This window comes from Nonomuraea turkmeniaca (assembly GCF_005889735.1).
GTDB lineage: Bacteria > Actinomycetota > Actinomycetes > Streptosporangiales > Streptosporangiaceae > Nonomuraea > Nonomuraea turkmeniaca.
Genome location: NZ_VCKY01000019.1, coordinates 52,676 through 76,416, shown reverse-complemented (window position 1 = coordinate 76,416; position 23,741 = coordinate 52,676). Strand labels below are relative to the sequence as shown.

Annotated in this window: 23 protein-coding genes and 3 pseudogenes; 9 read left to right on the top strand and 17 right to left on the bottom strand. The window is 71.7% G+C overall.

What is annotated here, in order from left to right; translation table 11 throughout:
* The 3 genes and pseudogenes from ETD86_RS08320 to ETD86_RS08310 form a co-directional block, all read right to left on the bottom strand.
* A pseudogene (locus tag ETD86_RS08320) lies at positions 1 to 490 on the bottom strand (hypothetical protein); the annotation flags it as partial.
* A 151-nt stretch (positions 491 to 641) separates the two neighbouring features.
* Positions 642 to 1,559 carry a TauD/TfdA family dioxygenase gene (locus ETD86_RS08315; RefSeq protein ID WP_138665512.1) on the bottom strand — a complete coding sequence of 306 codons (918 nt, stop codon included), beginning with the start codon at positions 1,557 to 1,559 and terminating at the stop codon, positions 642 to 644.
* Positions 1,560 to 1,674: 115 nt separating this feature from the next.
* Complete coding sequence (locus ETD86_RS08310) at positions 1,675 to 2,241, bottom strand: TetR/AcrR family transcriptional regulator (RefSeq protein ID WP_246147779.1); 567 nt, start codon at positions 2,239 to 2,241, stop codon at positions 1,675 to 1,677.
* 85 nt (positions 2,242 to 2,326) lie between these two features.
* Between ETD86_RS08310 and ETD86_RS08305 the strand changes: the two genes are divergently transcribed.
* The 3 genes from ETD86_RS08305 (at position 2,327) to ETD86_RS08295 (ending at position 4,505) form a co-directional block, all read left to right on the top strand.
* Positions 2,327 to 3,142: an NAD(P)H-binding protein gene (locus ETD86_RS08305; RefSeq protein ID WP_138665511.1), complete on the top strand. Its 816-nt coding sequence runs from the start codon at positions 2,327 to 2,329 to the stop codon at positions 3,140 to 3,142.
* Positions 3,143 to 3,226: 84 nt separating this feature from the next.
* Complete coding sequence (locus ETD86_RS08300) at positions 3,227 to 3,616, top strand: pyridoxamine 5'-phosphate oxidase family protein (protein ID WP_138665510.1); 390 nt, start codon at positions 3,227 to 3,229, stop codon at positions 3,614 to 3,616.
* A gap of 25 nt (positions 3,617 to 3,641) precedes the next feature.
* On the top strand, positions 3,642 to 4,505 hold the full coding sequence (locus ETD86_RS08295) for a haloalkane dehalogenase (RefSeq protein WP_138665509.1): 864 nt from the start codon (positions 3,642 to 3,644) through the stop codon (positions 4,503 to 4,505).
* Here the strand turns inward: ETD86_RS08295 and ETD86_RS08290 are convergent.
* From ETD86_RS08290 to ETD86_RS08275, 4 genes are all read right to left on the bottom strand, one after another.
* Positions 4,494 to 5,378, bottom strand: coding sequence for a class I SAM-dependent methyltransferase (locus ETD86_RS08290; RefSeq protein ID WP_138665508.1), 885 nt, complete (start codon positions 5,376 to 5,378; stop codon positions 4,494 to 4,496). The two genes, ETD86_RS08295 and ETD86_RS08290, sit on opposite strands and share 12 nt — an antisense overlap.
* Positions 5,379 to 5,539: 161 nt before the next feature.
* A complete protein-coding gene (locus ETD86_RS08285; RefSeq protein WP_138665507.1) occupies positions 5,540 to 6,007 on the bottom strand; it encodes an NUDIX hydrolase in 468 nt (155 codons plus the stop codon).
* 123 nt (positions 6,008 to 6,130) lie between these two features.
* Positions 6,131 to 7,342: a cytochrome P450 gene (locus ETD86_RS08280; protein ID WP_138665506.1), complete on the bottom strand. Its 1,212-nt coding sequence runs from the start codon at positions 7,340 to 7,342 to the stop codon at positions 6,131 to 6,133.
* A 12-nt stretch (positions 7,343 to 7,354) separates the two neighbouring features.
* Entirely contained in the window at positions 7,355 to 7,942 is a 588-nt protein-coding gene (locus ETD86_RS08275; protein WP_138665505.1) for a TetR/AcrR family transcriptional regulator, read from the bottom strand.
* A gap of 228 nt (positions 7,943 to 8,170) precedes the next feature.
* On the opposite strand from ETD86_RS08275, the gene ETD86_RS08270 reads away from it, so the two are divergent.
* Positions 8,171 to 9,127 (top strand): NAD(P)H-dependent flavin oxidoreductase, encoded by a 957-nt coding sequence (locus ETD86_RS08270; RefSeq protein ID WP_138665504.1) that lies wholly within the window; start codon positions 8,171 to 8,173, stop codon positions 9,125 to 9,127.
* Between the two features lie 55 nt (positions 9,128 to 9,182).
* On the opposite strand, the gene ETD86_RS58010 is transcribed toward ETD86_RS08270, so the two are convergent.
* From ETD86_RS58010 to ETD86_RS08240, 8 genes and pseudogenes are all read right to left on the bottom strand, one after another.
* Positions 9,183 to 9,521 carry an aromatic-ring hydroxylase C-terminal domain-containing protein gene (locus ETD86_RS58010; RefSeq protein ID WP_246147777.1) on the bottom strand — a complete coding sequence of 113 codons (339 nt, stop codon included), beginning with the start codon at positions 9,519 to 9,521 and terminating at the stop codon, positions 9,183 to 9,185.
* Between the two features lie 133 nt (positions 9,522 to 9,654).
* A pseudogene (locus tag ETD86_RS59975) lies at positions 9,655 to 10,101 on the bottom strand (FAD-dependent monooxygenase); the annotation flags it as partial.
* Complete coding sequence (locus ETD86_RS56805) at positions 10,098 to 10,256, bottom strand: FAD-dependent monooxygenase (RefSeq protein ID WP_211369907.1); 159 nt, start codon at positions 10,254 to 10,256, stop codon at positions 10,098 to 10,100. The pseudogene ETD86_RS59975 and the gene ETD86_RS56805, both read right to left, overlap by 4 nt.
* On the bottom strand, positions 10,253 to 10,864 hold the full coding sequence (locus ETD86_RS08260; RefSeq protein WP_246147775.1) for a PadR family transcriptional regulator: 612 nt from the start codon (positions 10,862 to 10,864) through the stop codon (positions 10,253 to 10,255). Before ETD86_RS08260 ends, ETD86_RS56805 begins: the two co-directional genes overlap by 4 nt.
* 211 nt (positions 10,865 to 11,075) lie before the next feature.
* Positions 11,076 to 11,180: pseudogene (locus ETD86_RS59970) on the bottom strand (2OG-Fe(II) oxygenase); the annotation flags it as partial.
* Positions 11,181 to 11,296: 116 nt separating this feature from the next.
* Positions 11,297 to 13,465, bottom strand: coding sequence for a xanthine dehydrogenase family protein molybdopterin-binding subunit (locus ETD86_RS08250; protein ID WP_138665503.1), 2,169 nt, complete (start codon positions 13,463 to 13,465; stop codon positions 11,297 to 11,299).
* On the bottom strand, positions 13,462 to 14,466 hold the full coding sequence (locus tag ETD86_RS08245) for an FAD binding domain-containing protein (protein WP_138665502.1): 1,005 nt from the start codon (positions 14,464 to 14,466) through the stop codon (positions 13,462 to 13,464). The genes ETD86_RS08250 and ETD86_RS08245 overlap by 4 nt, the downstream gene beginning before the upstream one ends.
* Before the next feature lie 4 nt (positions 14,467 to 14,470).
* Complete coding sequence (locus tag ETD86_RS08240; RefSeq protein ID WP_138665501.1) at positions 14,471 to 14,950, bottom strand: (2Fe-2S)-binding protein; 480 nt, start codon at positions 14,948 to 14,950, stop codon at positions 14,471 to 14,473.
* 130 nt (positions 14,951 to 15,080) lie between these two features.
* On the opposite strand from ETD86_RS08240, the gene ETD86_RS08235 reads away from it, so the two are divergent.
* The 3 genes from ETD86_RS08235 to ETD86_RS08225 all read left to right on the top strand — a co-directional run bounded on the left by ETD86_RS08235 (position 15,081) and on the right by ETD86_RS08225 (position 19,736).
* The gene (locus ETD86_RS08235) at positions 15,081 to 17,102 is read left to right on the top strand and encodes a SpoIIE family protein phosphatase (protein ID WP_170222949.1); all 2,022 of its coding nucleotides are present in this window, start codon (positions 15,081 to 15,083) and stop codon (positions 17,100 to 17,102) included.
* A 219-nt stretch (positions 17,103 to 17,321) separates the two neighbouring features.
* Entirely contained in the window at positions 17,322 to 18,473 is a 1,152-nt protein-coding gene (locus ETD86_RS08230) for an alpha/beta hydrolase family protein (RefSeq protein ID WP_170222948.1), read from the top strand.
* A gap of 69 nt (positions 18,474 to 18,542) precedes the next feature.
* Positions 18,543 to 19,736 (top strand): FAD-dependent monooxygenase, encoded by a 1,194-nt coding sequence (locus ETD86_RS08225; protein WP_211369906.1) that lies wholly within the window; start codon positions 18,543 to 18,545, stop codon positions 19,734 to 19,736.
* A gap of 52 nt (positions 19,737 to 19,788) precedes the next feature.
* On the opposite strand, the gene ETD86_RS08220 is transcribed toward ETD86_RS08225, so the two are convergent.
* Entirely contained in the window at positions 19,789 to 20,553 is a 765-nt protein-coding gene (locus ETD86_RS08220; RefSeq protein ID WP_138665498.1) for an SDR family NAD(P)-dependent oxidoreductase, read from the bottom strand.
* 190 nt (positions 20,554 to 20,743) lie between these two features.
* On the opposite strand from ETD86_RS08220, the gene ETD86_RS08215 reads away from it, so the two are divergent.
* Entirely contained in the window at positions 20,744 to 21,361 is a 618-nt protein-coding gene (locus ETD86_RS08215; protein WP_211369905.1) for a TetR/AcrR family transcriptional regulator, read from the top strand.
* Positions 21,362 to 21,447: 86 nt separating this feature from the next.
* Here ETD86_RS08215 and ETD86_RS08210 read toward each other — a convergent pair whose 3' ends face one another.
* Entirely contained in the window at positions 21,448 to 22,683 is a 1,236-nt protein-coding gene (locus ETD86_RS08210) for an FAD-dependent monooxygenase (protein ID WP_211369904.1), read from the bottom strand.
* Between the two features lie 75 nt (positions 22,684 to 22,758).
* Here ETD86_RS08210 and ETD86_RS08205 point away from each other — a divergent pair, with 75 nt between their 5' ends.
* Positions 22,759 to 23,472 (top strand): TetR/AcrR family transcriptional regulator, encoded by a 714-nt coding sequence (locus tag ETD86_RS08205; protein WP_170222947.1) that lies wholly within the window; start codon positions 22,759 to 22,761, stop codon positions 23,470 to 23,472.
* Positions 23,473 to 23,741: the final 269 nt, after the last annotated feature.

Here is a 23,741-nt window from a genome sequence, read left to right as displayed (position 1 = left end):
GGGCGAGGGCGGGCGTGTTGACGGTGAGCAGGCTGCCGGCGGCCACCCCGAGTCCGCCGGCCGCGATCGCGCACGCCGCCACGGCGGGGAGTGTGCGGACCGCCGAGCCGACCAGGACGGACAGGGCGAGTGCCATGGCGGGGCCCGGCTCCGCGGGAAGATCGGCGTACCAGGAGAGCAGGATGGCGGCCGCCGCGACGGCCAGGCCCGCGACCGCCGCCCGCACCCGGGCCCGGTGGCGCACCAGGGCGAGCCCGCACACCATCGCCCCGGCGACGGACCCGACCTGCCAGTAGCCCCCGCCCCAGCTGCCCGCGATCCGGTACGCGGTGAAGGCCAGCAACGTCGCGAACACGCCGCCGAGCAGGGCTTCGACCACCCAACCCGCGCGTCCGGCGGTCGCCGCGCCACCGGCGCGTCCGGCCTGCGCCGCGCGTCCGGCCTGCGCCGCCGTGCGGACGCGGCCGCCCGGCCGATCCCCGACATTCACGCCGCTCAGGCTAGAAGGCCGGGTCCCTCCGGGTGAACCGGCCGAAAGTACGGTCCCGGCCGCCGCGAACCCTGCTTTCGACCCGCGCCGCCCCCGACCTCGGGCTCCCTAGGATGAGCCCTCACGTCGCGTGCAGACCTCCCCACCCCGCTCACTGGAGCCGGTCGGCGGTGAGCCACAGGCGCAGCAGGTGGCGGCGGCGCTCCGGCTCGGGGTGGTCCTCGTAGGCCGTGCGGCTGTGCAGGACGACATGGTTGTTGAGGAACTGCATGTCGCCCGCCCGCAGGTCCATGGTGAGGGCGAAACGTGGATCGTTGGTCAGCCGGTCGAGAAGGTCCATCGCCTCCTCCTGCGCGTGGGTGAACGGCGGCACGTGGGCGCCGCGCTGGGCCGAGCGCAAGTAGTCGGGTCCGTACGAGACGGACAATCCGCCACCGGCACGGGGTGCGCAGATCGGCTTGGTGAAGAAGCTGTCGGGGCCGTCGCCGGTGCGCCGGTCGTGCCACCACGGCTGGTAGAGCAGCTCCGCCAGGTCCGGCCGGGTGCGTACGAGCTCGTTGTGCACCGCCACGGAGCTGACGATGGCGCTGAGGCCTCCGGACTTGGCCGGCCGCACGCACAGCAGGGCCACGATGTCGGTGGGGTCGCTGTGGTAGCCGAGTCTCCCGCTGTGCTGGTAACTCTTGGTTCGCGCCTGCGCGGGGTCGGCGCCCGTGTCCCGCACGTGCATGAGGGGAGAATTGTCCGGGCCCTGGCGGACGATGCTGCCGACGTGACACGCGAGACTGAGCGCGGCAATCTCGTACTGCCGTCCGTCCATCCCGTCGGTCGGCACACCCTGGACCAGTGCGAACCCGCGGCCGCCCACGAGCTCCTCACGCACCCGCCGCAGGACGGGGCCGAGCGTGGGCAGCGGGAAGCTCTCTCGGGTGATCTCGTCCGGCGCCGCTCGCACGGCGGCCAGAACCTCCCGCCGGTGTCCCTCGTCGAGCGGCACCCGCCAGGCGTCGCTGTCGCGGATCTCCGCGCCCAGCCACTCCCCCGGCCCCAGCACCTGTGCGACCGTCATCGTCCACACACCACCTCTCCGCAGCGATCTGTGGTTTCACCATGCCGCCCGCCAGCGCGCGGGGCAGCCCCTCATCGCCCACGGCGGAACGTTTTCCCCCACAGCGGAAGTGCCGTCAGGCCAGCGAGTCGATCCAGCGTTCGAGGCGGCGGCCCTCCAGCTCCATGAGGGCCGGGTCGCGGAAGGTGTTGGTCAGCAGGGAGATGCCCTGGTACGCCGCCATCAGGGCGACCGCGAGCTCACGCGCGTCGCCGCGTCCCATGGCGGAGAACTGCCGCTCCATCCAGTCGACCAGTTCCCCCATGACCTTGGCGATCGCACGGTCGAGGCCGTCGTCGCGCTTGTCGAGCTCGGAGGCGAGGGTGCCGGTGGGGCAGCCGTACTTGGCCGCGAGGTCACGCTGCTCGATCCAGCCGTGCACCAGTGCCTTGAGCCGCTCCTGCGGGGTGGGGAGCCGGTCGAGCGCATCGATCATGGACTCGAGCTGGCGGCCGTGCGCGGCGATGGCGGCCTCGACGAGCTGGTCCTTGGTCTTGAAGTAGTAGTAGACGTTGCCCACCGGGACGTCGGCCGCGCGGGCGATGTCGGCGAGCGTCGTCTTCTCGACTCCCTGCTCGTGCAGCACCCGGGCGGCGGCGCCGGCGAGCCTCTCGCGTTTCCCCGATCGAGTTGAGTTAGTCACCTGACTAACTATAGACAGGCGCACTCCTGTCCCGCTATGGTCCCAGGACTAAGTCAGTCAACTAACTAACTCGGTGAGGTAGTCCATGATCGTGATAACCGGTGCGACGGGCAATGTCGGCGGTGAGCTGGTCCGGCTGCTCGCCGCCGCAGGCGAGCAGGTGACCGCGGTCTCCCGCAGGCCGGGTCCGCTCCCCGAGGGTGTCCGGCACGCCCTGGCCGACCTGGGTGAGCCGGGCGGGTTGAAGACCGCCTTCGACGGCGCGGAGTCGCTGTTCCTGCTCGTCGCCGGGGAGGACCCGCAGGCCGTCCTGGAGGCGGCCGTGGCGGGCGGGGTGCGGCGGGTCGTCCTGCTCTCGTCGCAGGGCGCCGGGACCCGCCCGGAGGCGTACGCACACCCCGTGGCCTTCGAGGACGCCGTCCGCGGGTCAGGACTGGAGTGGACGATCCTGCGGTCGGGCGGCCTGGACTCCAACGCATTGGCCTGGGCAGAGCCGATCCGCGCCCACCGTACGGCCGCAGCGCCGTTCGCCGACGTCGCGCTGCCGAGCGTCGACCCGGCGGACATCGCCGAGGTCGCGGCCGTGGTGCTGCGGGAAGGCGGGCACGAGGGGCGCACCTACACGCTCACCGGGCCGCGGGCGGTGAGCCCGCGCGAGCGTGCGGCGGCGATCGGAGCGGCGCTGGGCGAGGAGGTGCGGTTCGTGGAGCAGAGCCGGGAGGAGGCGCGGGCGCAGATGCTCCTGTTCATGCCGGAGCCGATCGTCGAGGGCACCCTCGCCATCCTGGGCACGCCCACCGCTGAAGAGCAGCAGGTCAGCCCGGACGTGCAGCGGATCCTGGGGCGGGCGCCGCGTGCCTTCGCCGACTGGGCCGCCCGCAACGCAGCCGCCTTCCGCTGACCACCACACCCGAGCCCACACCATGGCCAGCCTGCCCGGGCCCGCCGGGGACTACACCATGACCAGCCCGCCGGAGGACACGCCATGAGGAGCCCCGCCGGCTCGGCACAGTCCTTCCTGGGCGAACCACGCGTGGCCACGCTGACGACCCTGCGGCCCGACGGCTCGCCGCACGTGGTGGCCGTGCGCTTCGCCTGGGACGGCGACGCGGCCCTGGCCCGCGTGCTGACCGTCGCCACCTCGCGCAAGGCCCGCAACCTGGTGCGGGGCGGCCGTGCCGCGCTCTGCCAGGTCGACGGATTCCGCTGGGTCACCCTCGAGGGCGCCGCCACGGTGTCCGATGACCCGACCCGGGTGGCCGAGGCCGCCCGGCGCTACACCCAACGCTACGGTTCGCCGCCGCCCGCGCCGCCCGGCCGGGTCGTGATCGAGATCGCGGTGGACCGGACCATGACACTCAACACCGGACCATGACACTCAACACCTGAACGGACCACACATGCCCATCCAGAACGTACTCGACTCCACCATGCACCACCGGGAGCTCGGCGCCGGCGCGCCGATCGTCTTCCTGCACGGCAACCCCACCTCCTCCTACCTGTGGCGCGAGGTCATGCCCGCCGTCGAGCACGGCCGCCGCCTGGCCCCCGACCTGATCGGCATGGGCGAGTCCGGCAAACCCGCCATCGACTACACCTTCGCCGACCACGCCCGCTACCTGGACGCCTGGTTCGACGCCCTCGACCTCGACGACGTGGTGCTCGTCGGCCACGATTGGGGCGGCGCGCTGGCCTTCGACTGGGCCGCCCGCCACCCGGGCCGGGTTCGCGGGATCGCCTTCACCGAAGCCATCGTCAAGCCGATGAGATGGGACGAACTCCCTGAGGATGGCCGTGACCTGTTCAGGGCGATCAAGACCGAGGGTGTGGGAGAGTCCATGATGCTCGACCACAACGCCTTCCTCCTGGAAGGGCTGCCCAACTCCGTCGCCACGCCGCTCGCCGAGCACGACGTGGCAGCGTACGCGCGGCCGTACCCGACCAGGGAGAGCCGCCTGCCGCTGCTGCGCTGGGCCCGCTCGCTGCCGCTGGGCGGGGAGCCCGCCGACGTCGTGGCCAGGATCGAGGCGTTCGGCCGGTGGCTGGCGGCCAGTGTGGACGTGCCGAAGCTGCTGATCGGCTTCCGCCCCGGCCCCGGCACGATGTGGACCGCGGAGACCCTCGCCTGGTGCGCGGAGAACGTGGCCGCGCTGGAGATCGTGGAGCACCAGGAGGCCGCCGGGCACCACACGCCGGAGGACCACCCCCTCGCCATCGCCGCGGCCGTGGAGACCTGGCTGGCCAAGCTCCCCTCAGCCGGATAGCTGGAAATGCCAGATCACCATCGTCGGAGTCCCGGCGAGGATCGCCCTCGCCGCCTCGGGCACCAGATCGTCGAGGCACCACGGCCAGAGGTCCCAGGGGCCGAGCGTCTCCGCGGCCGCGGGCACGGCGGTGTCCGCTCGCGGGTGCCGGGGCTCCTCGCAGCGCCGCACCTGCAGGCCCGCGGCCAGCGCGGCCCGGATGTAGTCGCCGATCAGGTGATGGTAAGTGGCGACCCGCCCCGGCCGCCCGCCCGCCAGGCGTACGGACGGGACCACGCCGCGGGCCACCCCTTCCGGATGGATGTCCGAGGTGACCACGTGCCCGCCAGGCCGCAGCACCCGGGCGAACTCGGCCAGCGCCGGGCCAAGGTCGGCCACGTGCGTCAACGCCAGGGAGCAGACGACCAGGTCCACGGCGTCGTCGGGGATCGGCAGGCGGCTCAGGTCACCGAGGCGGAAGTCGCCCTGCGGCACCCGCGCACGTGCCCGTTCCAGCATGTCGGGCGAGCTGTCCACCCCGAGGATCCGGTGCCCGCGGCCGGCCAGGTGGGCCGCGAGCCGCCCCGTGCCGCAGGCGGCGTCGAGGGCGACGCCCGCAGGCAGCGCGTCGACGATCCCATGGACGATCGGCTCGTCGATGTCGAACGCCGAATTGGGGTCGTCATAGGTCTTCGACCAGATCTCGTAGCCCTCGACCGTCTCCACGCGGGCGACCTCCACGGCGGCGGTCGCCAGCGTGTCGTCGTCGAGGAGCTTGCGGATCTCGGTGAGGCGTGCGTCGACGAACTCACGGTCGTGCTCGCCCCTGTAGGACCGCAGCAGGGCGAGGCCTTCCACGCCGAGGACGTAGGCGAGGGGATGTTCGTAGATCACCGACGTAACGGTAACCAGGCACGCCGCGCACGTGCCAGCGAATTTGACGCGCTCCTCACCGTGGGCCGATCCGTCCGCCCGGCACCCGCCTGGTTCGATGTCAGCGGTTTGGGCGACCCAGGTCACTTATGTGGCGGGCCAGGTAGATGTTGGTGGTGGCCTCAATGCTGGATCAGGCCGCCGACCGGGACGGGAGCGACGTGGCCGGTTGCCGGAACGGTCTGCGCCAGGGCGAGGCCGACGTCGACCAGCGATGACCGGCACAGGCAAGCGACGTCGGCGATCGGAGTCCAGATCGACTCGGCGATTTCACCGACCGGCTCAGGCCGGAGCCGGCCGCCGGTGATGCGGATCCGGTAGAAGATGCCGACATTCTGGTGCTCGGTCCCGGCACGGGCGACGTCGGCGGGGATCACCCTCGAGTCCACGCCCAGCAGGCGTTCGACCGCAGCGTCGCAGCCGGTCTCCTCAGCGACCTCCCGGATCACCGTGTCGAACGGATCCTCCCCGTGCTCGACCCGGCCGCCAGGAAGAGTCCAGTGAGATTCGCCCATGGGTGATACGTGACGAGCGAGCAGCACCCGCCCGTCCTCGATGCACACGGCGTACGCCGCCAACCGGAAACTCATCCCCGCACCTTCCCAGACGCACCAGCACTTCGTGCCGCTGAAGCTTCGCCGGCACGAAGTTACTGATCATCAACGTTCGATGCAATGATCAAGCTTCCCTGACACAGGACACTGGATCTCCGGTCACCCCCGTACGCTGAAGCGGACCGGCATGTGCTTGATGCCGTTGATGAAGTCCGAGCGCATCCGCCGCACCGGGCCGGCGTGCTCGGCGCCGGGGAAACGGCGCAGCAGCTCCCTGATCATGCAGCGGATCTGCATCCTGGCCAGGCCGGCGCCCAGGCAGAAGTGCGGCCCGCCGCCGCCGAACGTCACGTGGTCGTTCGGGCTGCGCCGGATGTCCAGGACATGAGGGTCGGTGAAGACGTCCTCGTCGTGGTTGGCCGAGGCGTAGAAGGTGACCACCTTCTCCCCGGCGGCGATCGGCTGCCCGTGCAGCTCGGTGTCCTTGGTCGCGGTACGCCGGAAGTTGTGGATCGAGGAACCCCAGCGCAGGAACTCCTCGGTGGCCGTACGCCACAACTCCTCGTCGTCGATGCCCGCGACCAGATCGCGGTAGCTGTCAGGGTGGGTGATCAGGGCGTTCATGGCGTGGGCGATGAGGTTGCGGGTCGTCTCGTTCCCGGCCACGAACAGGATGACGAAGAACATGCCGATCTCGTCCCTGGTCAGCCGGTCCCCGTCGACCTCGGCCTGCACCAGCGCGGTGAGGATGTCGTCGCACGGGTGCCTGCGCCGCTCCTCGACCAGCTCGTCGCAGTACGCGAACGCCTCCGCCGAGGCGATCTCGCCGTCCTCCGGCGTGGTGCGGAAGTCGGCGTCCTGGAAGCCGACCATACGGTTGGACCAGTCGAAGATCTTGGCGTGGTCCTGCTCGGGCACGCCGACCAGGTCGCAGATCATCTGCAGCGGCAGGTACTGGGCCACGTCGCCGACGAACTCCACCTCGCCGCCCTTGTCCAGCACGACGTCGGCGATCTTCTCGGCGCGCCGCTGGATCTTCCCCTTGAGCTGGGCGATCATCCTGGGCGTGAATCCGGCGCTGACCAGTTTCCGGTAGCGGGTCTGCTTGGGCGGATCCATGTTGAGCAGGGTCAGGCTCGCCAGGGCGATGAACTCGGGCGTCTGCGTACGGATGAACGCGGTGCCGAGCTCCGTGGACCACGTGTGCGCGTCCCGGCTGACCGCCTTGACGTCCTGATATCTCGTGACGGCCCAGAACCCGGTGTCGCCCGGCACCTCGTGCCAGTGGACCGGCGCGTGCCGCCGCAGGTAGGCGAACTGCTCGTGCGGGACCTCGCGTTCCCAGGTGTCCTCGAGTAGGTCGATCTGCATCTGGCCCTCCTTCTACGACAGTCCGAGCAGGTCGCGTAGGTTCTCCACCACGGCGCGGGCCTCGACCGCCGGCGGGTCGAGCCGGTGTTGCACGGCGCAGCCGATGAGCATCGCCAGCACGCCGGCGGCGATCTGCTCAGGCGGGCGGCGCAGCGGCACCCCGGCCGCCGCGGCCCAGTCGGACAGCCCTTCGGCGAGCCGGGCGCGGACGTCGGCGTACCGCCTGGCCAGGGGTTCGCCGATGGCGGGGTCGCGGGCGCCGTGCAACCACAACTCCATCTCCAGCAGGAGCCACGGCGCGCTGCGATCGCGGGTGAGCACGGCGAACATGGCGGCCAGCCGCTCGTCGAGCCCGCGCACCTCCTCGAAGCCGGCGAGCAGTTCGGCCGCGGCCTGCTCCTTCCACACCTCCAGCAGGGCCAGCAGCAGCCCTTCCTTGCCGCCGAAGTGGTCGTACAACGCGCCCGTGGTGCGATCGGCGGCGCCGGCGACCGCCTCGGCGGAAACGGCGTGGAAGCCCTTGCGGGCGAACAGGTCGGCGGCCGCGTCGATCAGCCGCGCCCGGGTCTCGGCCCGCCGCTGGTCCTGGGTACGTCCCACCTGAGCCTCCGCAGGTATATCGGCCCGTCAACATATATTCGCCTTCCTATATATATTTGAACGAGCGCTTGGTCAATAGTGCGGAGAATGCCGTCGACGCCGGTGCACGACGTGCTCGGCGGCGGCGACCACGAGGCCGGCACGGAGCTGCGACCGGGGCCCTGGGACGTACGGGTCCTGCGGGAAGGCATATCGTCGTGACCTGAGTACGAAGAGAGCGGAGGGACGATGCCGCGCACCTGGCTGACCGAGCGGTTCCAGCTCGATGTGCCGCTGGTCGGCGCCCCGATGGCGGGGGTGAGCGACGGGCGGCTGGCCGCGGCCGTGTCCGCGGCGGGCGCGCTGGGCATGTTCGGCGTGCCCGCCACCGCCTCGGCCTCATGGATCACCGAGCAGGCCGCCGTCGCCGCCGGGAGCGGCCGGCCGTACGGGATCGGGCTGATGGCCTGGGCGCTGCAGGACAATCCCGGCCAGCTGGACGCGGTGCTCGCCGCCCGCCCCAGCCTGGTCTCCGTCAGCTACGGCGACTACGCCCCTTACGTCGAGCCACTGCGACGGGCAGGGATCACCGTCGCGATGCAGGCGGGCACCACGGACGAGGCACGCGCGGCCGAGCAGGCCGGCGTGGACGTGATCGTGGCCCGGGGCGGCGAGGGCGGCGGTCACGGCCGTGCCGAGGTGGCCACCCTGCCCCTGCTGCAGAGCGTGCTGGACACGGTCGGCGTCCCGGTGCTGGCCGCGGGCGGCATCGCCACGGCCCGGGGCCTGGCCGCGGTGCTCGCGGCCGGCGCGGAAGGGGCCTGGGCCGGCACGGCGTTCCTCGGCTGCGCCGAGACGACCCTCTCCGAGCCGGCCCGGCAGCGGGTCCTCGAGGCCGGCGAGACCGGCACCGCGTACGGCCGCGTCTTCGACGTCGCCCAGCGGCTGGCCTGGCCACCCGAGTACGGCGGCCGCGCCCTGCGCAACGCCTACTTCGACCGCTGGCACGGTCGGGAGCCGGAGCTGGCCGCAGACGAGGCGGCGCAGGCCGAGCTCGAAGCCGCCCGCCGCGCGGGCGACTTCGACACCGCCTACGTCTACGCCGGCGAGGCCGTCGGAATGGTCCGCCGGACGCGCACGGCCGCCGACGTGGTCGCGGACTTCGCCGCCGCCGACAAGCTCCTGGGTCGCTTCAGCAGCTCATAGCGGGTCGGCGCGGACGCTGGACCTCGTCGCAGGTCGGTCGCCGGCACCGGGCGGCTCAGGCTCGGACGCCGAACCAGGTGGCCAAGGCGGTGGCGAGGGTGCCGGCCGGCTGGGGGTCGGTCGTGGTGGAGATCCAGGCGGTGTGGCCGTCGGGACGGATCAGCAGCCCTTCGAGGCCGGGCTGCTCGGGGCAGCGGGCGTGATGGGTGTCCACGGCGACGTTCGTGTCCGCCGGCACGATGCGGTCGCCCAGCTGGAGGAACACGGGGCGGGCGGTGCTGAGGAGCTCGGCGACGCTGGTCTGCCGTCCGTCCACGACCAGCTTCAGGTTCGGCGCGAGCCGGCCCAGCCATGGATGGTCGCCGGGGATCTTCGGGTCGTAACGGGTGCTCACCCCCGTCACCAGCTCGGCCAGATGTTTGCCGACCGGCGGCAGGTCCGCGAGCTCGCCCAGCAGGTCCCGTACGCTTCCAGCCGAGGTTGACCGCGTCGGCCAGCGCCACGTTCACCCCGACCGCGCCCGCCGGCGGGTGGATGTGGGCGGCGTCCCCGGCCAGCACGATGCGGCCCGCGACGTAGCGATCCGCCTGCCGGGCCGCGTCGGAGAACCTGGTGAGCCAGCGCGGTCCGGTCAGCTCCACCGGGCGGCCGAGTGCCTCGTTCAGTAGCTGCTGGAAGTACGCGAGCCGGACCGGCTCGTCCCGGTCGGCGGGCGGCTCCGGCTCGTCGAGCACGATCCGCACGTAACCGGGGCGCGGGATCACGAACACCGTGCCGCGCTCGCCTTCGGTCATCCCGAACGGCAGGGCGGCGGGGTCGGCCAGTTCCACGTCGGCGAGCAGGCCGAACGCGCCGGCGGGCGTGCCGGGAAAACCGATTCCGGCGAGTTTGCGCACGGTGCTGCGGCTGCCGTCGCAGCCGACGAGGTAGCCGGCTCGCGTGCGCTGCCGCTCGCCGCCGGCCAGAACGGTCACGTCCACCCCGTCGCCGTCCTGCTCGACGCCGACGACCTCGTGGCCCCAGCGCACCGCGGCAGCCGGTCCACCACTGTCACGTCCACCCCGGCGAGCGCCAGCTCACCCGCCACCATCAACCCGGCCGGACCTGCCCCGGCCACCATGACCGTCATCGACCCCCCTCGTCGGCTTGCTCGGACTCCGGCGGCGCCGGCCAGGCCAGCCGGCCGGTCTCGATCTCGCCGATGATCTCCTCGATCCAGCCGAGCTCGGCCTCGTCCATCCGCAGGGCGTACTCGACCTCCACCACGAACAGGCGCGGCACCTGGCCGGCCGCCTCGCGGTGCGCCCGCCGGATCTCCTCCAGCGACGCGCGCACCCGCTCGGCCCGCTCCCGCAGCGCCGCCACCGCACCGTCCGGCCCGAGCGCGCCGAGGTAGCTGACCGCCGACAGGAACCTCGGATACTCGTCGGCCGGAACCCGGATCAGCTCGTCCACCCAGCGCACGAACTCCTCGCGTCCCACCGCGGTGTGCTGGTAGACGGTCCGCTCCGGCCGGGCGCCGACCCGTACGGTCTCCCGCGCCTCGATCCATCCGGCCCGCTCCAGCGCCCGCACCACGTCGTACAGGGATCCCGTGCTGACCTTGAACGCTCGGTCCATGCCACGTTCCCGCAGGGTGGCGGCCATGGCATGGGGATGCAGGGGTGACTCCATCAGCAGCCCCAGCACCGCCAGGCCCAGCGCGTTGGACACCTTGCGGCGACTACTCGAACCCAATCGCTTGACTCCTATCGCTCGGATCCGAGTATTTGGATCCGAGCCCAGTGTGTCAAGCCCGGCATGGACGACCACGTCTCACCGCAGCACACGCTCCGGCTCCTCCGCAGCACACGCTCCGGCTCGTCGGTCGGCTCCTGGCCGCGGACAAGGACTTCGACCGCTCGTCGGCCCGGACGTTGGCGGCCGGGTCAGGCCGGGTCAGGCCGGGTCAGGCCGCGCCGTGGAAGACCAGCCCCAGCGTGTGCCGCCGGCCGGAGCGGATCGTGCTGACGCCGTGCCGGACCGGGGAGGCCGACCAGCCGCGGGCCGAGCGGACCGGCCGGTCCCCGGGTCGTGAAGATCAGCCGCGGCCCTGCTCCAGTCGTTTGGCCGTCCCCCTGGACTGGGCGCGCGGCCGCTGCTCGACCATCAGGAACCTCGTCGCTCCGGTCAGAGGACGTGCTCGACCATGATCGGCAGGCGGCGGACACGGCGTCCCGTGGCGTGGTGGACGGCGTTGGCGATGGCCGCGGCCACGCCGACCAGGGCCACCTCGCCGAGGTTCTTGACTCCCATCGGATTGAGCACGAAGTCCGGCTCGTTGACGAAGGCGACGTCGATCCGGCCGATGTCGGCGTTGACCGGGATCACGTACTCGGCCATGTCGGTGTTGAGGAAGCCGCCATAACGCGGATCCACCTCGCTGCGCTCGCGCAGCGCCGCGCCGATCCCCCACACCACGGCGCCGCGTACCTGCGCCTCGGCGGTCACCGGGCTGGCGACGCGGCCGCAGTCGACCACGCTCACCACGCGCGGGACGCGGATGCGGCGGGTCACGGGCTCGATCCGGACCTCGGCGAAGTGCGCGACGAAGCTGAAGGAGACGTAGTCGGGGTACTCCGGTCCGGCGAGGGCGACCAGTCCTGCACGCATCCGGTCGATCATCTCGGGCGGCTGGCCGGGGCCCTGGGTGACGGCCTCCACAACGACCTCGTCCCGGCCCGATGCGGTGACGGCGGCGGCCACGTCCACGCGGCCCGCAGCGGCGGCCCCAAGGCCGGCACGCAGCTCACGCAGGGCGGCGTGCACCGCGCGCAACGTGCTGTTGGTCCCCCAGGCTCCGGCGGTCAGGTGGTGGGGCACGGCCCGGGTGTCGCCGACCACGACCGTCACGGCGTCCGGGTCGATCCCGAGATCGTCGGCGATGGCGCAGGTGAGGACGGTCGTGATGCCCTGGCCGATCTCGTGCCCGCCCACCTCGGCGACGATCCGTCCGCCGGCGTCCGCGCGCAGGCGGGCGAGGGTCGGCACCGTGAGCGACGGGTACGCGCCTGTCGCCACACCCCAGCCGATCATGGTGCCGTCGACGTCCCGCGGCGGCTCGGGTGTGCGGGCCGCCCAGCCGAACAGCTCGGCGCCACGGCGCAGGCACTCCGCGAGATGCCTGGAGGAGAACGGCTTGCCCGTGACCGGATCCACCTCGGCGTCGTTGGCCAGCCGGAACTCCACCGGATCGCGGCCGATCGCCTGGCAGAGCTCGTCCACGGCCGACTCCATCGCGAACGCCGCCGAATGCTCGAACGGCGCACGCATGTAGCCGGGCGTCTGGGCGTCGGTCTTGACGTGCCGCTGCCGGCCGCGGAAGTTCGGCACCGCGTACAGGCGGGAGGTGATCTCGGTGTACGTGGCCGGGAGCAGATCGTGCCGCGAGGCCTGCTGGTCCACCTCGTGGATCACCGCGAGCAGGCGGCCCGACGCGTCGGCGCCGAGCCGTACCCGATGCCGGGCCACCGGGCGGAAGCTGGCCGCGTGGAACGTGTGCGCCCGGGGCAGCACCAGCTTGACCGGGCGGCCGGCCCGCCGCGCGGCCACCGCCAGCGGCGCGAGGTGCGGCTGCAGGGCGTTCTTCTGCCCGAAGGCGCCGCCCACGTACGGGGCGATGACCTGCACCCGGTCCGGGTCGATGCCGAGCTGCCTGGCCAGGCCGCCGCGCAGGGCTCCGACGCTCTGCGTCCCCTCGTGCACGACGACGGTGTCCTCCTGCCACTCGACCACGCTGCCGATCAGCTCCATGGGCACCTGATGCTGCGGGCCGCTCTCGTAGGTCCCGTCCACGCGCACCTGGCTGCCCTCGAACGCGGCTTCGGCGTCGCCCACGACGATGTCGGCCAGGAAGGGCAGCGGGATGGCCTCCTCCTGGAGCACGGTCTCGGCGCCGTCCGCGCCGAGCTCCACCGCGAACGGCTCCGTCTCGTACTCGGCCCGCACCAGCCCCGCCGCCTGCGTGGCGGCGACCAGCGTGTCCGCCACGACCAGCGCGATCGGCTGCCCTCGGTAGGCGACGCGGTCGTCCAGCAGCGGCTGCAGGCTCTGGAAGGCGTAGCCGTCGGCCATGATGTAGCCCGCCGGGATGATGCCCAGGTTGTCGAGGTGCGACAGGATCAGCAGCACGCCCGGCACCGCGGCGGCCGCCTCGGTGTCGAGGCGGGTGATGCGGCCCTTGCCGACGGTCGCGACGACGGGCATGGCGTAGGCCACGCCCTCCGGTGTGTGGTCGGCACCGTAGCGCGCCGCTCCGGTGACCTTCTCCCTGGCCCCGACCCTCGTCAGTCTCGTCATCGCACGGCCCGCTCTCCGGCGATCCGCAGTGCCTCGGCGACGGTGCGGATGCCCAGCTCGACGCGGAAGGCGTTGTACGTGCCCGGACGGGCGCCGGCGAACGCGGCCTCCCCGGCACGGCGGGCACTGTGCTCGTCCAGCACCCCGCCGATCAGCTCGCGCTCGGCGGCGCGGCACCGCCAGGGACGGGTGGCGACCCCGCCCAGCGCGATCCTGCAGTCCGCGACGCCGCCCCGGTCGTCCAGCGCCACCGCGGCCGCCGCCGCGGCCAGCGCGAAGGCGTACGACTCACGGTCGCGGATCTTGTGATAGGTCGAGCCGCGGCCGGTGGGCGTGGCCGGCACGCGGATGCGTACGATCAGCTCGTCCCACTCCAGCGTGTGCTCCCTGTCCGGCGAAACACCGGGTTCGAGGTGCAGGTCGGCCAGCGCGATCGTGCGCTCGCCCCGCGGCCCGGCGACGTCCACGACGGCGTCGAAGGCGAGCAGCGCGACCGCCCAGTCCCCCGGATAGGTGGCGATGCAGGCGTCGCTGCCGCCGAGCAGGGCGTGTCCCCGGTCCAGGCCGCCGATCGCGCCGCACCCGCTGCCCGGCCGCCGCTTGTTGCACGGGAACGCCGGCCCGCCGCGGAAGTAGGCGCAGCGGGTGCGCTGGAGCAGGTTGCCGCCGACCGTGGCCATGTTGCGCAACTGCTGGGAGGCGGCCTTGGCCAGGGACTCCGCCAGCGCCGGGTAGTCGCTCAACAGCACCGGGTCCTCCGCCACGTCGGCCATCAGCGCTCCGGCGCCGAACGACAGCTCCCCGGGCCCGCCGGTGTCGATGCCGGTCAGCTCGCGCAGGGCGTGGACGTCGACGACAGAGGACGGCGTCTCGATGTCGAGCTTCATGAGGTCGTACAAGGTCGTCCCGCCGGCCAGCACCTTCGTGCCCGGTCCCGCCGCGGACAGCGCTCTGAGGGCGTCGGCGAGGGTGGCCGGGGCCGTGTAGGCGAACGGGTGCACCCCCTCACCCCTCCCATTGCGTCGCGGCCGCGCGCACCGCCGCCAGGATGCCCGTGTACGCGCCGCACCGGCACAGGTTGCCGCTCATGTACTCGCGGATCTCGTCGTCGTCCCCGGCGTGCCCCTCGGCGATGCAGGCCAGCCCGGACATCACCTGCCCGGGCGTGCAGTACCCGCACTGCAGGGCGTCGTGATCGACGAACGCCTGCTGCAGCGGGTGCAACTCGCCGCCGGGTCCGGACACTCCCTCGATCGTGGTGACCGACCTGCCGTTCGCCTGCACGGCCGGCATCAGGCACGACACGACCCGGCGCCCGTCCAGATGAACGGTGCACGCCCCGCACTGCCCGTGGTCGCAGCCCTTCTTCGCGCCCGTCAGGCCCAGCCGCTCACGCAGCACGTCCAGCAACGACTCCCGCGGATCGAGGCCCAGGCGGACGGTCGTGCCGTTCACCGTGAACGCTGTCTCTGCCTCCGAGGTCATACGCGCCACGCTAATGCGGGCGGGCACAGTGATCCGCCTATGCCGTGATAAGTCCAGGTCAAGAATCGCCGCTGGTCAGCGCCGCTTATCCTGGCCGGGAGGGCTCGCTCGACGCAAGATGGAAGTCGTTATGGCCACACCTGAGAGCATGCCGGACGGCGCCCCCACGGCGGTCGTCGTGATCGACACCGAGGGAACCGTGATCGGCTGGACGCCGGCCGCGGAGGAGCTTCTCGGCTACCGCGCGGCCGAAATCCTGAATCGTTCCGGCGCGCTGCTTCTCACGCCGGAGCGCGCGGCGGCCTGGGACGCGAGATACGGCGACCAGGAGCACTGGTCGGGATTCGCCGAGGCCCGCCATCGCGATGGCACCAGGATCCTCGTGCACGTCGAGGGCGACCGGCTGGTCACGCCGGGCGAGCAGCCGGGCTGGCTGGTGGCGGTGACACCGGCGACCGCGGGCCCCACGGGAAGGGCGTGCTCCTGGGTGGAGCCGCTCATCAGGCGTACCCCGGTGGCCATGGCGATCTGGGACCGTGACCTGCGCTGCGTATGGCTGAACGCCGCGGCGGAGGGCCTGCGGACGGTCTTCCCGCACTACGAGCTCGGCCGCTCGCTGACCGAGCCGCTGCCGGGGAGCCGCACCGAGGCCGCGCAGGAGGCGATGCGCACGGTGCTCACCAGCGGCGTCCCGCAGCTCGACCGCGAAGCCCGCTGGACCTCGGTCGACCTGCACGAGGATCGTACGTTGTCGACCTCGCTCTTCCGGCTCGACGGCGTGGACGGCCGGCCGCTCGGCGTGTGCTCGGTGGCCATCGACATCAGCCACAGCAGGTCGCGCGACCGGCTTGCCCTGCTCCGCGAAGCCAGCGTCCGCATCGGCAGCACGCTCGACGTCAGGAAGACCGCGCAGGAGCTGGCCGACCTGGCCGTGCCGGCCCTCGCCGACTACGTCACCGTCGATCTCGCCGAATCGGTCCTCCCGGACACCGCACCCCTGCAGCGGCTGGCCGCCACGGAGCTGCGCATCCCCGCGTTCCGCCGCGCGGGCGTGGCCTCCATTCACGAGGGGATCCCCGAATCCCTCTGGTCGCTCGGGCAGGTGGTCTTCGTCCCCCCGTCGTCCCCCTTCACCGAGGTCCTGCTTTCCGGGCACTCCCACTTCGAGCCGGTGATGAACACCTCGGCCGGCACCTGGCTCGACCAGGACCCCGAGCGGGCTGAGGTCATCAACGACACCGGCATGCACTCGCTGGTCGTCGTCCCGTTGAAGGCCCGCGGCGACATCCTGGGCGTGGCCGTGTTCGTCCGCCACGACAACCCGGAGCCGTTCACGAGAGACGATCTGATCCTCGCGGAGGAGCTCGGCACCCGCGCCGCGCTGAGCCTCGACAACGCACGCCAGTACACCCGCGAGCGCACCGCCGCACTCGCGCTGCAGCGCGACCTGCTGCCGCGCAACCTGACGGGCGGCGGCGCCGTCGACGTGGTCTCGCATTACCTGCCTTCCGGCGTGCACGACGGCGTCGGCGGCGACTGGTACGACGCGATCCCGCTGCGTGACGGCCGGGTCGCGCTCGTCATCGGGGACGTGACCGGGCACGGCATCAACGCCGCGGCGACCATGGGGCGCCTGCGCACCGCCGTACGCACCCTCGCGTACCTTGGCCTGCCGCCCGACGAGCTGCTCGCGAACCTCGACGACCTCGTCGTACGGCTGGCGGAGGAGGACGCCGGCCCCGACGGCTTCCCGGACGCCGAGGGAGCCACCTGCGTGTACGCGGCCTACGACCCGGGCACGCGGCACTGCTCCATGGCCGTGGCCGGGCACCCGCCGCCGGCCATCGTCGCCCCGACCGGCGAGGTCTCCTTCCTCCGTCCGCCCAGCGGCGCCCCGATCGGCCTGGGGCTCGGCTCCTTCCAATCCGTCGACCTCGAACTCGCCGAAGGCAGCTTGATCGTCCTCTACACGGACGGCCTGATCGAGACGCGCGAGGCCGACATCGAAGCCGGCATCGACCGCCTCGGCGCAGCCCTGGCCCGCGCCGCGCCGCATCCGCTGGCGAAGATCTGCACGACGGTCATCCGGGCCATGGTGGGCGACACCGGCTCCGAGGACGACATCGCGCTCCTGGTGGCCCGTACCCGTTGACGGGAGTACGTCGCAAGGATGACACCCTGGGCGGTCGTTCCCGGGGGGTATCCGATGTCGGCGCTGCGGCCGATGCGCGTGAAGATCGGCAACGCCTAGCTTCGTTCCCGCCATCAGATCGCGCCAACGAACGGATGTTCCATGCGTCATGTGACAGTTGCGGCCGGGCGGTATGACGGCGGAAGGCCGAGCTCGCACAGCCGGGTCCGGCGTGGCGGCATGATCGCCATCGCCGCGCTGCTCGCCTTCGCGGAGCCTTCGCCCGCCTGCGCAGGCTCCCCGGCCGGGGCGAGCAGCACGCCGTACCTGCCAGAACCGACCGGTTCCCACCCGGTCGGCACCACCTCCCTCTACCTGAAGGACACCTCCCGGCCCGATCCCTGGGTGCCCACGGTGAAAGCGCGGGAGCTCATGGTCTCCCTGTGGTACCCGGCCAAGTCCCCGGGCCGGCGGCGGGCGCCGTACATGACGCCGAAGGAGTCCGAGCTCTTCCTCAAGGACGCGGGGATGACCGGCGGGTCGCTCGACGTGCTGAGCAAGACGCGTACCAACGCCTTCAGCGACGCGAAACCGGCAGGGCGCAAGCGCAGCCTGCCTCTCGTAGTGCTCTCCCCTGGTTTCACCAAGCCCCGTAGCACGCTGACCGCCCTCGCCGAGGACCTGGCGAGCAGGGGCTATGTGGTGGCCGGAATCGACCACACGTACGAGAACGTCGCCATGACCTTCCCCGACGGACGCGTCACCACCTGTGTCCCCTGCGAGGGGGATCACGACCAATCCCTCTTCACGAAGGTGTCGAAGGGCCGGGCCGCCGACGTCTCCTTCGTCCTCGACCAGCTGACCGGGCGGCGCCCGAAGTGGAAGGGCGCCGCGCTGATCGATCCGTCCCGGATCGCGATGGCGGGCCACTCCGCGGGCGGCGCGAGCACGATCGCCGCGATGGTCGAGGACTCCCGGCTGCGTGCCGGGATCGACATCGACGGCACCACACCTGTCGGGATCCTCGACAGCGCGTTGTCGCGGCCGTTCATGTTCTTGGGCAAGCCCGCCACGTACACGCCGGGATCCGGCAAGCCGGAGGCCGCCACCTGGGAGCGCGACTGGAAGCTCCTGACCGGGTGGAAGCGCTGGCTTCTGGTGACCGGCGCCGAGCACGCCTCCTTCACCGACGTCGGACTGCTGGCCGACCAGCTCGGCATCGATTCCGGCGCCGAGTTGCCCGGCGCCCGTGGCATGGAGATCACCCGCCGGTACGTCCGCGCCTTTTTCGACCTGCACCTGCGGAAGAAGCGGCAACCCCTGCTGGACAAGTGGTCGGCACGCTACCCCGAGGTGAAGCTCTGCACCCCGGAAACGAGCACCTGTCGGTAGGCCCCGAATGGATGTGTTACTGTGTGTCACAGATTGACTACATAAGGTCACAGATGCTGGGGGGCTCTCGTGAAGGTGGCCTGCGTCGGCGGCGGACCCGCCAACCTCTACTTCTCCATCCTGATGAAACGAGTGGACCCGTCCTATGACATCACCGTCTACGAGCGCAACCCGGCCGGGTCCACGTACGGCTGGGGCGTGACCTACTGGGACGAGCTGGTCAACAATCTTCACGGAGCCGACCCGGAGTCCGCGCGCACCATCCTCGAGGGCTCGGTCCGCTGGGACAGCTGGGTCGTGCACGTCCAGGACCGCACGACCGTGACGCTGAATCACGGCGACGAGGGCTTCGGCATCGGCCGGCACGACCTGCTCGGCATCCTCGCCGAGCGGGCCCGCTCCCTCGGGGTGCGCATCGAGTACGAGCGGGAGATCGCCGACGAGGACGAACTCGCCGACGCTGACCTCGTGATCGCCGGCGACGGAATCAACAGCGGGCTGCGCGAGCGGCACGCCGCCCACTTCGGCACCGAGGTCACGGTCGGGCGCAACATGTACACCTGGCTCGGCACCACCAAGATCTTCGACGCCTTCACCTTCGCCTTCGTGGAAACCGCGTACGGCTGGATCTGGTGTTACGGCTACGGGTTCGGCAAGGAGCACAGCACGTGCGTCGTCGAGTGCTTCCCCGAGACCTGGAGCGGGCTGGGGCTCGACCAGGCGAACGAGGCCGACAGCCTGGGCCTGCTGGAGAAGCTCTTCGCCGACATCCTTGACGGGCACCCCCTGATCGGCCGGACGCAGCCCGACGGCAGCGCCCGCTGGCAGAACTTCCGCACGCTGACCAACCGGAGGTGGTACCACGGCAACCTCGTCCTGATCGGGGACGCCGCGCACACCACGCACTACTCCGTCGGCGCCGGCACCGCCCTCGCCTTGGGCGACGCCGCCTTCCTGGTCGACGCGCTGCGCGGGGACGCGCGGCTCCCGGATGCCCTGGCCCGCTACGAGCGGCGACGCCGATCCGCGATCCGGCCCACCCAGAGAGCGGCCCGCAGGAGCGCTCAGTGGTACGAGAGCCTCCCGCGCTACGTCAACCTGCCGCCGGAGCAGTTGTTCACCCTGCTCGGCCGGCGGCACTCGCGACTGCTCCCGTATCTGCCGCCGTGGCTGTACTACCGGATCGGCCAGGCGGGCATGCGGATCGCGTCGCTGACCTCGAGGATCGGACGGACCAGGGCGGCGGCCGATCCCGGCGAGTGATCAGTCCTCTGGCGCCGCCGGCCGTCGACCTCGCGGGTCTCATTCCCGACCGCTAGACCGCGGCCCAGCCGTTGTCGACGGGAAGGATGGCGCCGTTGATGTTGCTGGCGGCGTCGGAGGCGAGGAACACGATGACGGCGGCCTGTTCGTCCGCCTGGGCGGTGCGGCCGACGTTGTGCATGTACGCGCCGAGGGCCTTCGGGCCGTGCGCCTCGGGGTCGATGTCGAGGGTGATGCCGGTGATGGTGCCGCCGGGGGCGATGGCGTTGGCGCGGATGCCGGCGTTGCGGTACATGACGGCGACCGACCGGGTCAGCCCGGCGATGCCGTGCTTGGAGACGGTGTACGCGGTGCCGGCCGCGCTGCCGCGGAGGGCCGCCTCGGACGCCGTGTTGACGATCGCGCCCTTGCCCTTGGCCAGCATGTGCGGCAGTGCCGCACGGGTGAGCAGGAACGGCGCGGTCAGGTTGACCCGGATGACACGATCCCACTCGGCGTCGGAGACGTCCGCGGCGGCGGACATCCGGTCCATGATTCCGGCGTTGTTGACCAGCACGTCCAGGCCGCCGAACGTGTCCACCGCGGTGGTGACGACCTCGTCGACCACGGCCGGGTCGCTCAGGTCGCCAGCCACCGCCACCGCCGTGCCGCCGGCCGCCTGGATCTCCGCCACGACCGCCTTGGCGCTCTCGCCGTTCAGATCGGCCACCACCACCTTGGCGCCCTCATGGGCGAAACGCAGGGCGGCGGCCCGCCCGATCCCCGATCCGGCGCCGGTCACGATGACGCTGCTGTCTCCCAGCCCACTGCTGCTCATGCTCTGCTCCTCCGCGGTCGTCTGTCCTCAGGGGTGGCGGTCCCATCTGGGCCGCGGGGTGCCCGCCGAGTGAGACCTGGTGAGGACAGTACGACTTTTTGTCGCTTTGCGCCACATAGTCGGTGCATGACAGAAAGTGGTAGCGTCCTGGGATGTGTCCAGCGATTCACCGGCACTGACCGCAGCTCGCGTGACCGGACGGACCGGGCGGCCGCCCCTGACCGAGCGGCGCAAGGCCGCGACCCGTCTCGAGATCGCCCGTGAGGCCGTCCGTCTGTTCACCGCCAACGGCGTCGCCGGCACCTCCGCCGAGGAGATCGCCGCCGCGGCCGGCATCTCCTCCCGTACGCTGTGGCGGTACTTCGCGAGCAAGGAGCGCTGCGTCCTGCCCCTGCTGACAGGAGGGCTCCAGCTCGCCACGCGCGGCTTGCGCTCATGGCACCCCGATCAGGGTGTGGCGGAGCTGCTCGACGCCATGAACCGCGACGCCGGCGAGGTCGCCGCCAACAGGACGGCGCTGCTGAATCTGGTACGCCTCACCGGCAGCGAGCCGGGACTGCGTGCGGTGTGGCTGGAGGCGCACCGGGAGGCCGAACCGGTCTTCGCGGCCGTGCTCGCCGAGCGGGCCGGGCTTTCCAGCCCTGACCTGGACATCGAGGTGCAGGCCGCCGTGATCAACGTCGCGCTGCGTACGGCCGTCGAGCACTACGCCTTCCGCACCGACCCGGCCGCCGAGGAGGAGCCGGGCGTCCTGGAAGCGACGGTCGCCCAGGCGTTGCAGACCGCCGCCCGCGGCTTCTCGCGCTAGGGCCGGCTCTGGGCTGCCCCGGAGAAGTGACCGCTTCCCCGCCTCATGGCCGGGGCATCCTCGGAGTAACCCGGGGGGTGTAGCTCTCAGGTGGCCGCCGGGGTGAGGCTGCGAGACGGGGTGATCCGGTTACGGAGCCAGGAGGCGGCGGCCGCGGCCGGCCAGAGCCGGGTTGCCAGGTTGCGTGTGATGATTCCGGCGCGGGTGGCGGGGACCATGAGGGCGGCGGCCGTCGCGACGTTTCCCTGCCGGGGGTCGACCAGGACGCGGTGCTTGTCCTCGTACCGCGCGAAGGCCGAGTGCGGGTCGTCGGGCGTGGCGGCGAGTTCCTCGGCAAGCGTGTACGCCCCCGCCATGGCCAGCGTGGACCCGTCGCCGAACAACGACACCGACGAGGCGGCGTCGCCCAGCAGGGCGATGCGGCCGTTCGCCCAGGAGCCGAGCCGCACCTGGCTGACGGAGTCGAACCACAGGTCCTCGGCGGCTCGGACCTGGAGCAGCAGTTCGGGCACGCGCCAGCCGTCGCCGGCGTACGCGTCGGTCAGGATCCGCTTGTGCTGCGCGAGGTCGCGGTGGTCGAAGCCCTCCACCGCCGGGTGGCGGAAGATGAAGGCGGCGAGGGCGCGGCCGTGGACGGGGTGGATGGAGGCCAACCGGCCGGGGGCGTTGTGCAGGACGACGTCGTGTTCGTTGCCGGCCGAGCCGTCGAGTGACATCGTCGCGACGTAGAGCCCCATGTGGCGGACGAAGCGCGGTTCGGGACCGAACGCGAGCCTGCGGGTCGCCGAGTGCAGCCCGTCGGCCCCGACCACCAGCTCGAACCGGCGTGGCGCGGCCTTGTCGAAGGTGACGTCCACGCCGTCGCGGTCCTGGCTCAGCGCGGTCATGGTGTCCCCGAAGAGGATCTCGGCGGAGTCCTGGCTCGCCTCGTACAGGATCGCGGCCAGATCGGTGCGCGTCACCTCCACCTCCCGGCTGCCGGACGCCTGTTGCATAGCCCGCATGTTGACCCGGCCCACCTGACGGCCGGAGCCGTTGACGAAGCTCATCGCCGTCACCTGGGTGCCGGCCTGGCGTAGCCGCGGCATGACGCCCATACGTTCGGCCACCTCCACGGCTGGGCCGCGCACGTCCACCGGGTTGCCGCTGGATCGCAGGCCCGCCGCGCGTTCGACGATGGTGGGCCGGAATCCGTGCCGCGCCAGCCAGTACGCCAGCGTCGTGCCGGCGATTCCGGCTCCGGAGATCAGGACCCTCGGGTTGCCCTTGATGTTCATGACGCACTCCTGTCGCAGGACCGCCGTTGTCTCGATCGTGACCATATGACGATTTTTCAAATTCCGTCAACTGACGGATTCGAATTGACCAAATCTCATAGTTGGTCATATGGTCTCTGCGTGAGCACCAGCGCCGATCGACTCCGGGACCCCCGGCAGCGGGCCGAACGGGCCGCACGGATCCTCGATGTGGCGGCGGACCTGCTGCTGCGTCACGGCTACCGGCGGGTGACCATGGACGACGTGGCCGCCGGGGCCGGCATCGGCAAGGGCACCGTCTACCTGCATTGGAAGACCCGCGAGCAGCTGTTCAGCGCGGTCTTCGCGCGCGAGGTGCTCTCCGCGATGGACGAGCTACGGCAGGCACTGAGGCAGGACCCTCAGGCGTGCCTCCTGCACCATTTCGCGCGCGTCTACTTCCTGGCCATCGTGAACAGGCCGCTGCTGCGGGGGTTCCTGCTGGAGGATCCCGAGGTGCTCGGCAAGCTGGCCGGCTCCCCCGGCACCGCCCGCGATGACCGGCACGGCGTCATGGCGCGCGACTACCTCGCGCTGCTCGCCGAGCACGGCCTGCTCCGCGACGGCATGGAGGTGGATGAGATCGGCTACGCCTTTCAGGCGACGTTCGAGGGTTTCCTGCGTGCCGAAGGCGCAGCCCCCGCGGGCGGGCGGGAAGAGCGGGCAGACCTGCTGGCGGGGACCGTCCGGCGCGCCTTCGAGAGCGAGGCGACGATCTCCGACGCCACACTGCGGGACGTCGCCGCCGCCACCGTCACGCTGATCGGCGACCTGCTCGATGCCGATCGCACCGAGTCCGGCCTCCCGGAGGCCTGAGGTGGCCACGTGCCCAGCAATAGCGGTTTCTGTTCCGCCAGCGACCCCAGCAGCTCGGCGATGACGGCTCGTTTCCCCTCATAGGTGCGTGACCAGGCGGTTCCTCCGATGATCGTCCAACGGACGTCGTCGGACAGTGTCTGCCGCGACGCCTGCGCCGCCGGATCGGGTTCACGGTGGACGTCCCATCCTCGCGCTGCTGCTGGTCCTGGTGCTCCTGCACGAGGACAATGTGCGGCCCCCCGCTCGGGCAAGTGCGCATCGCGGTG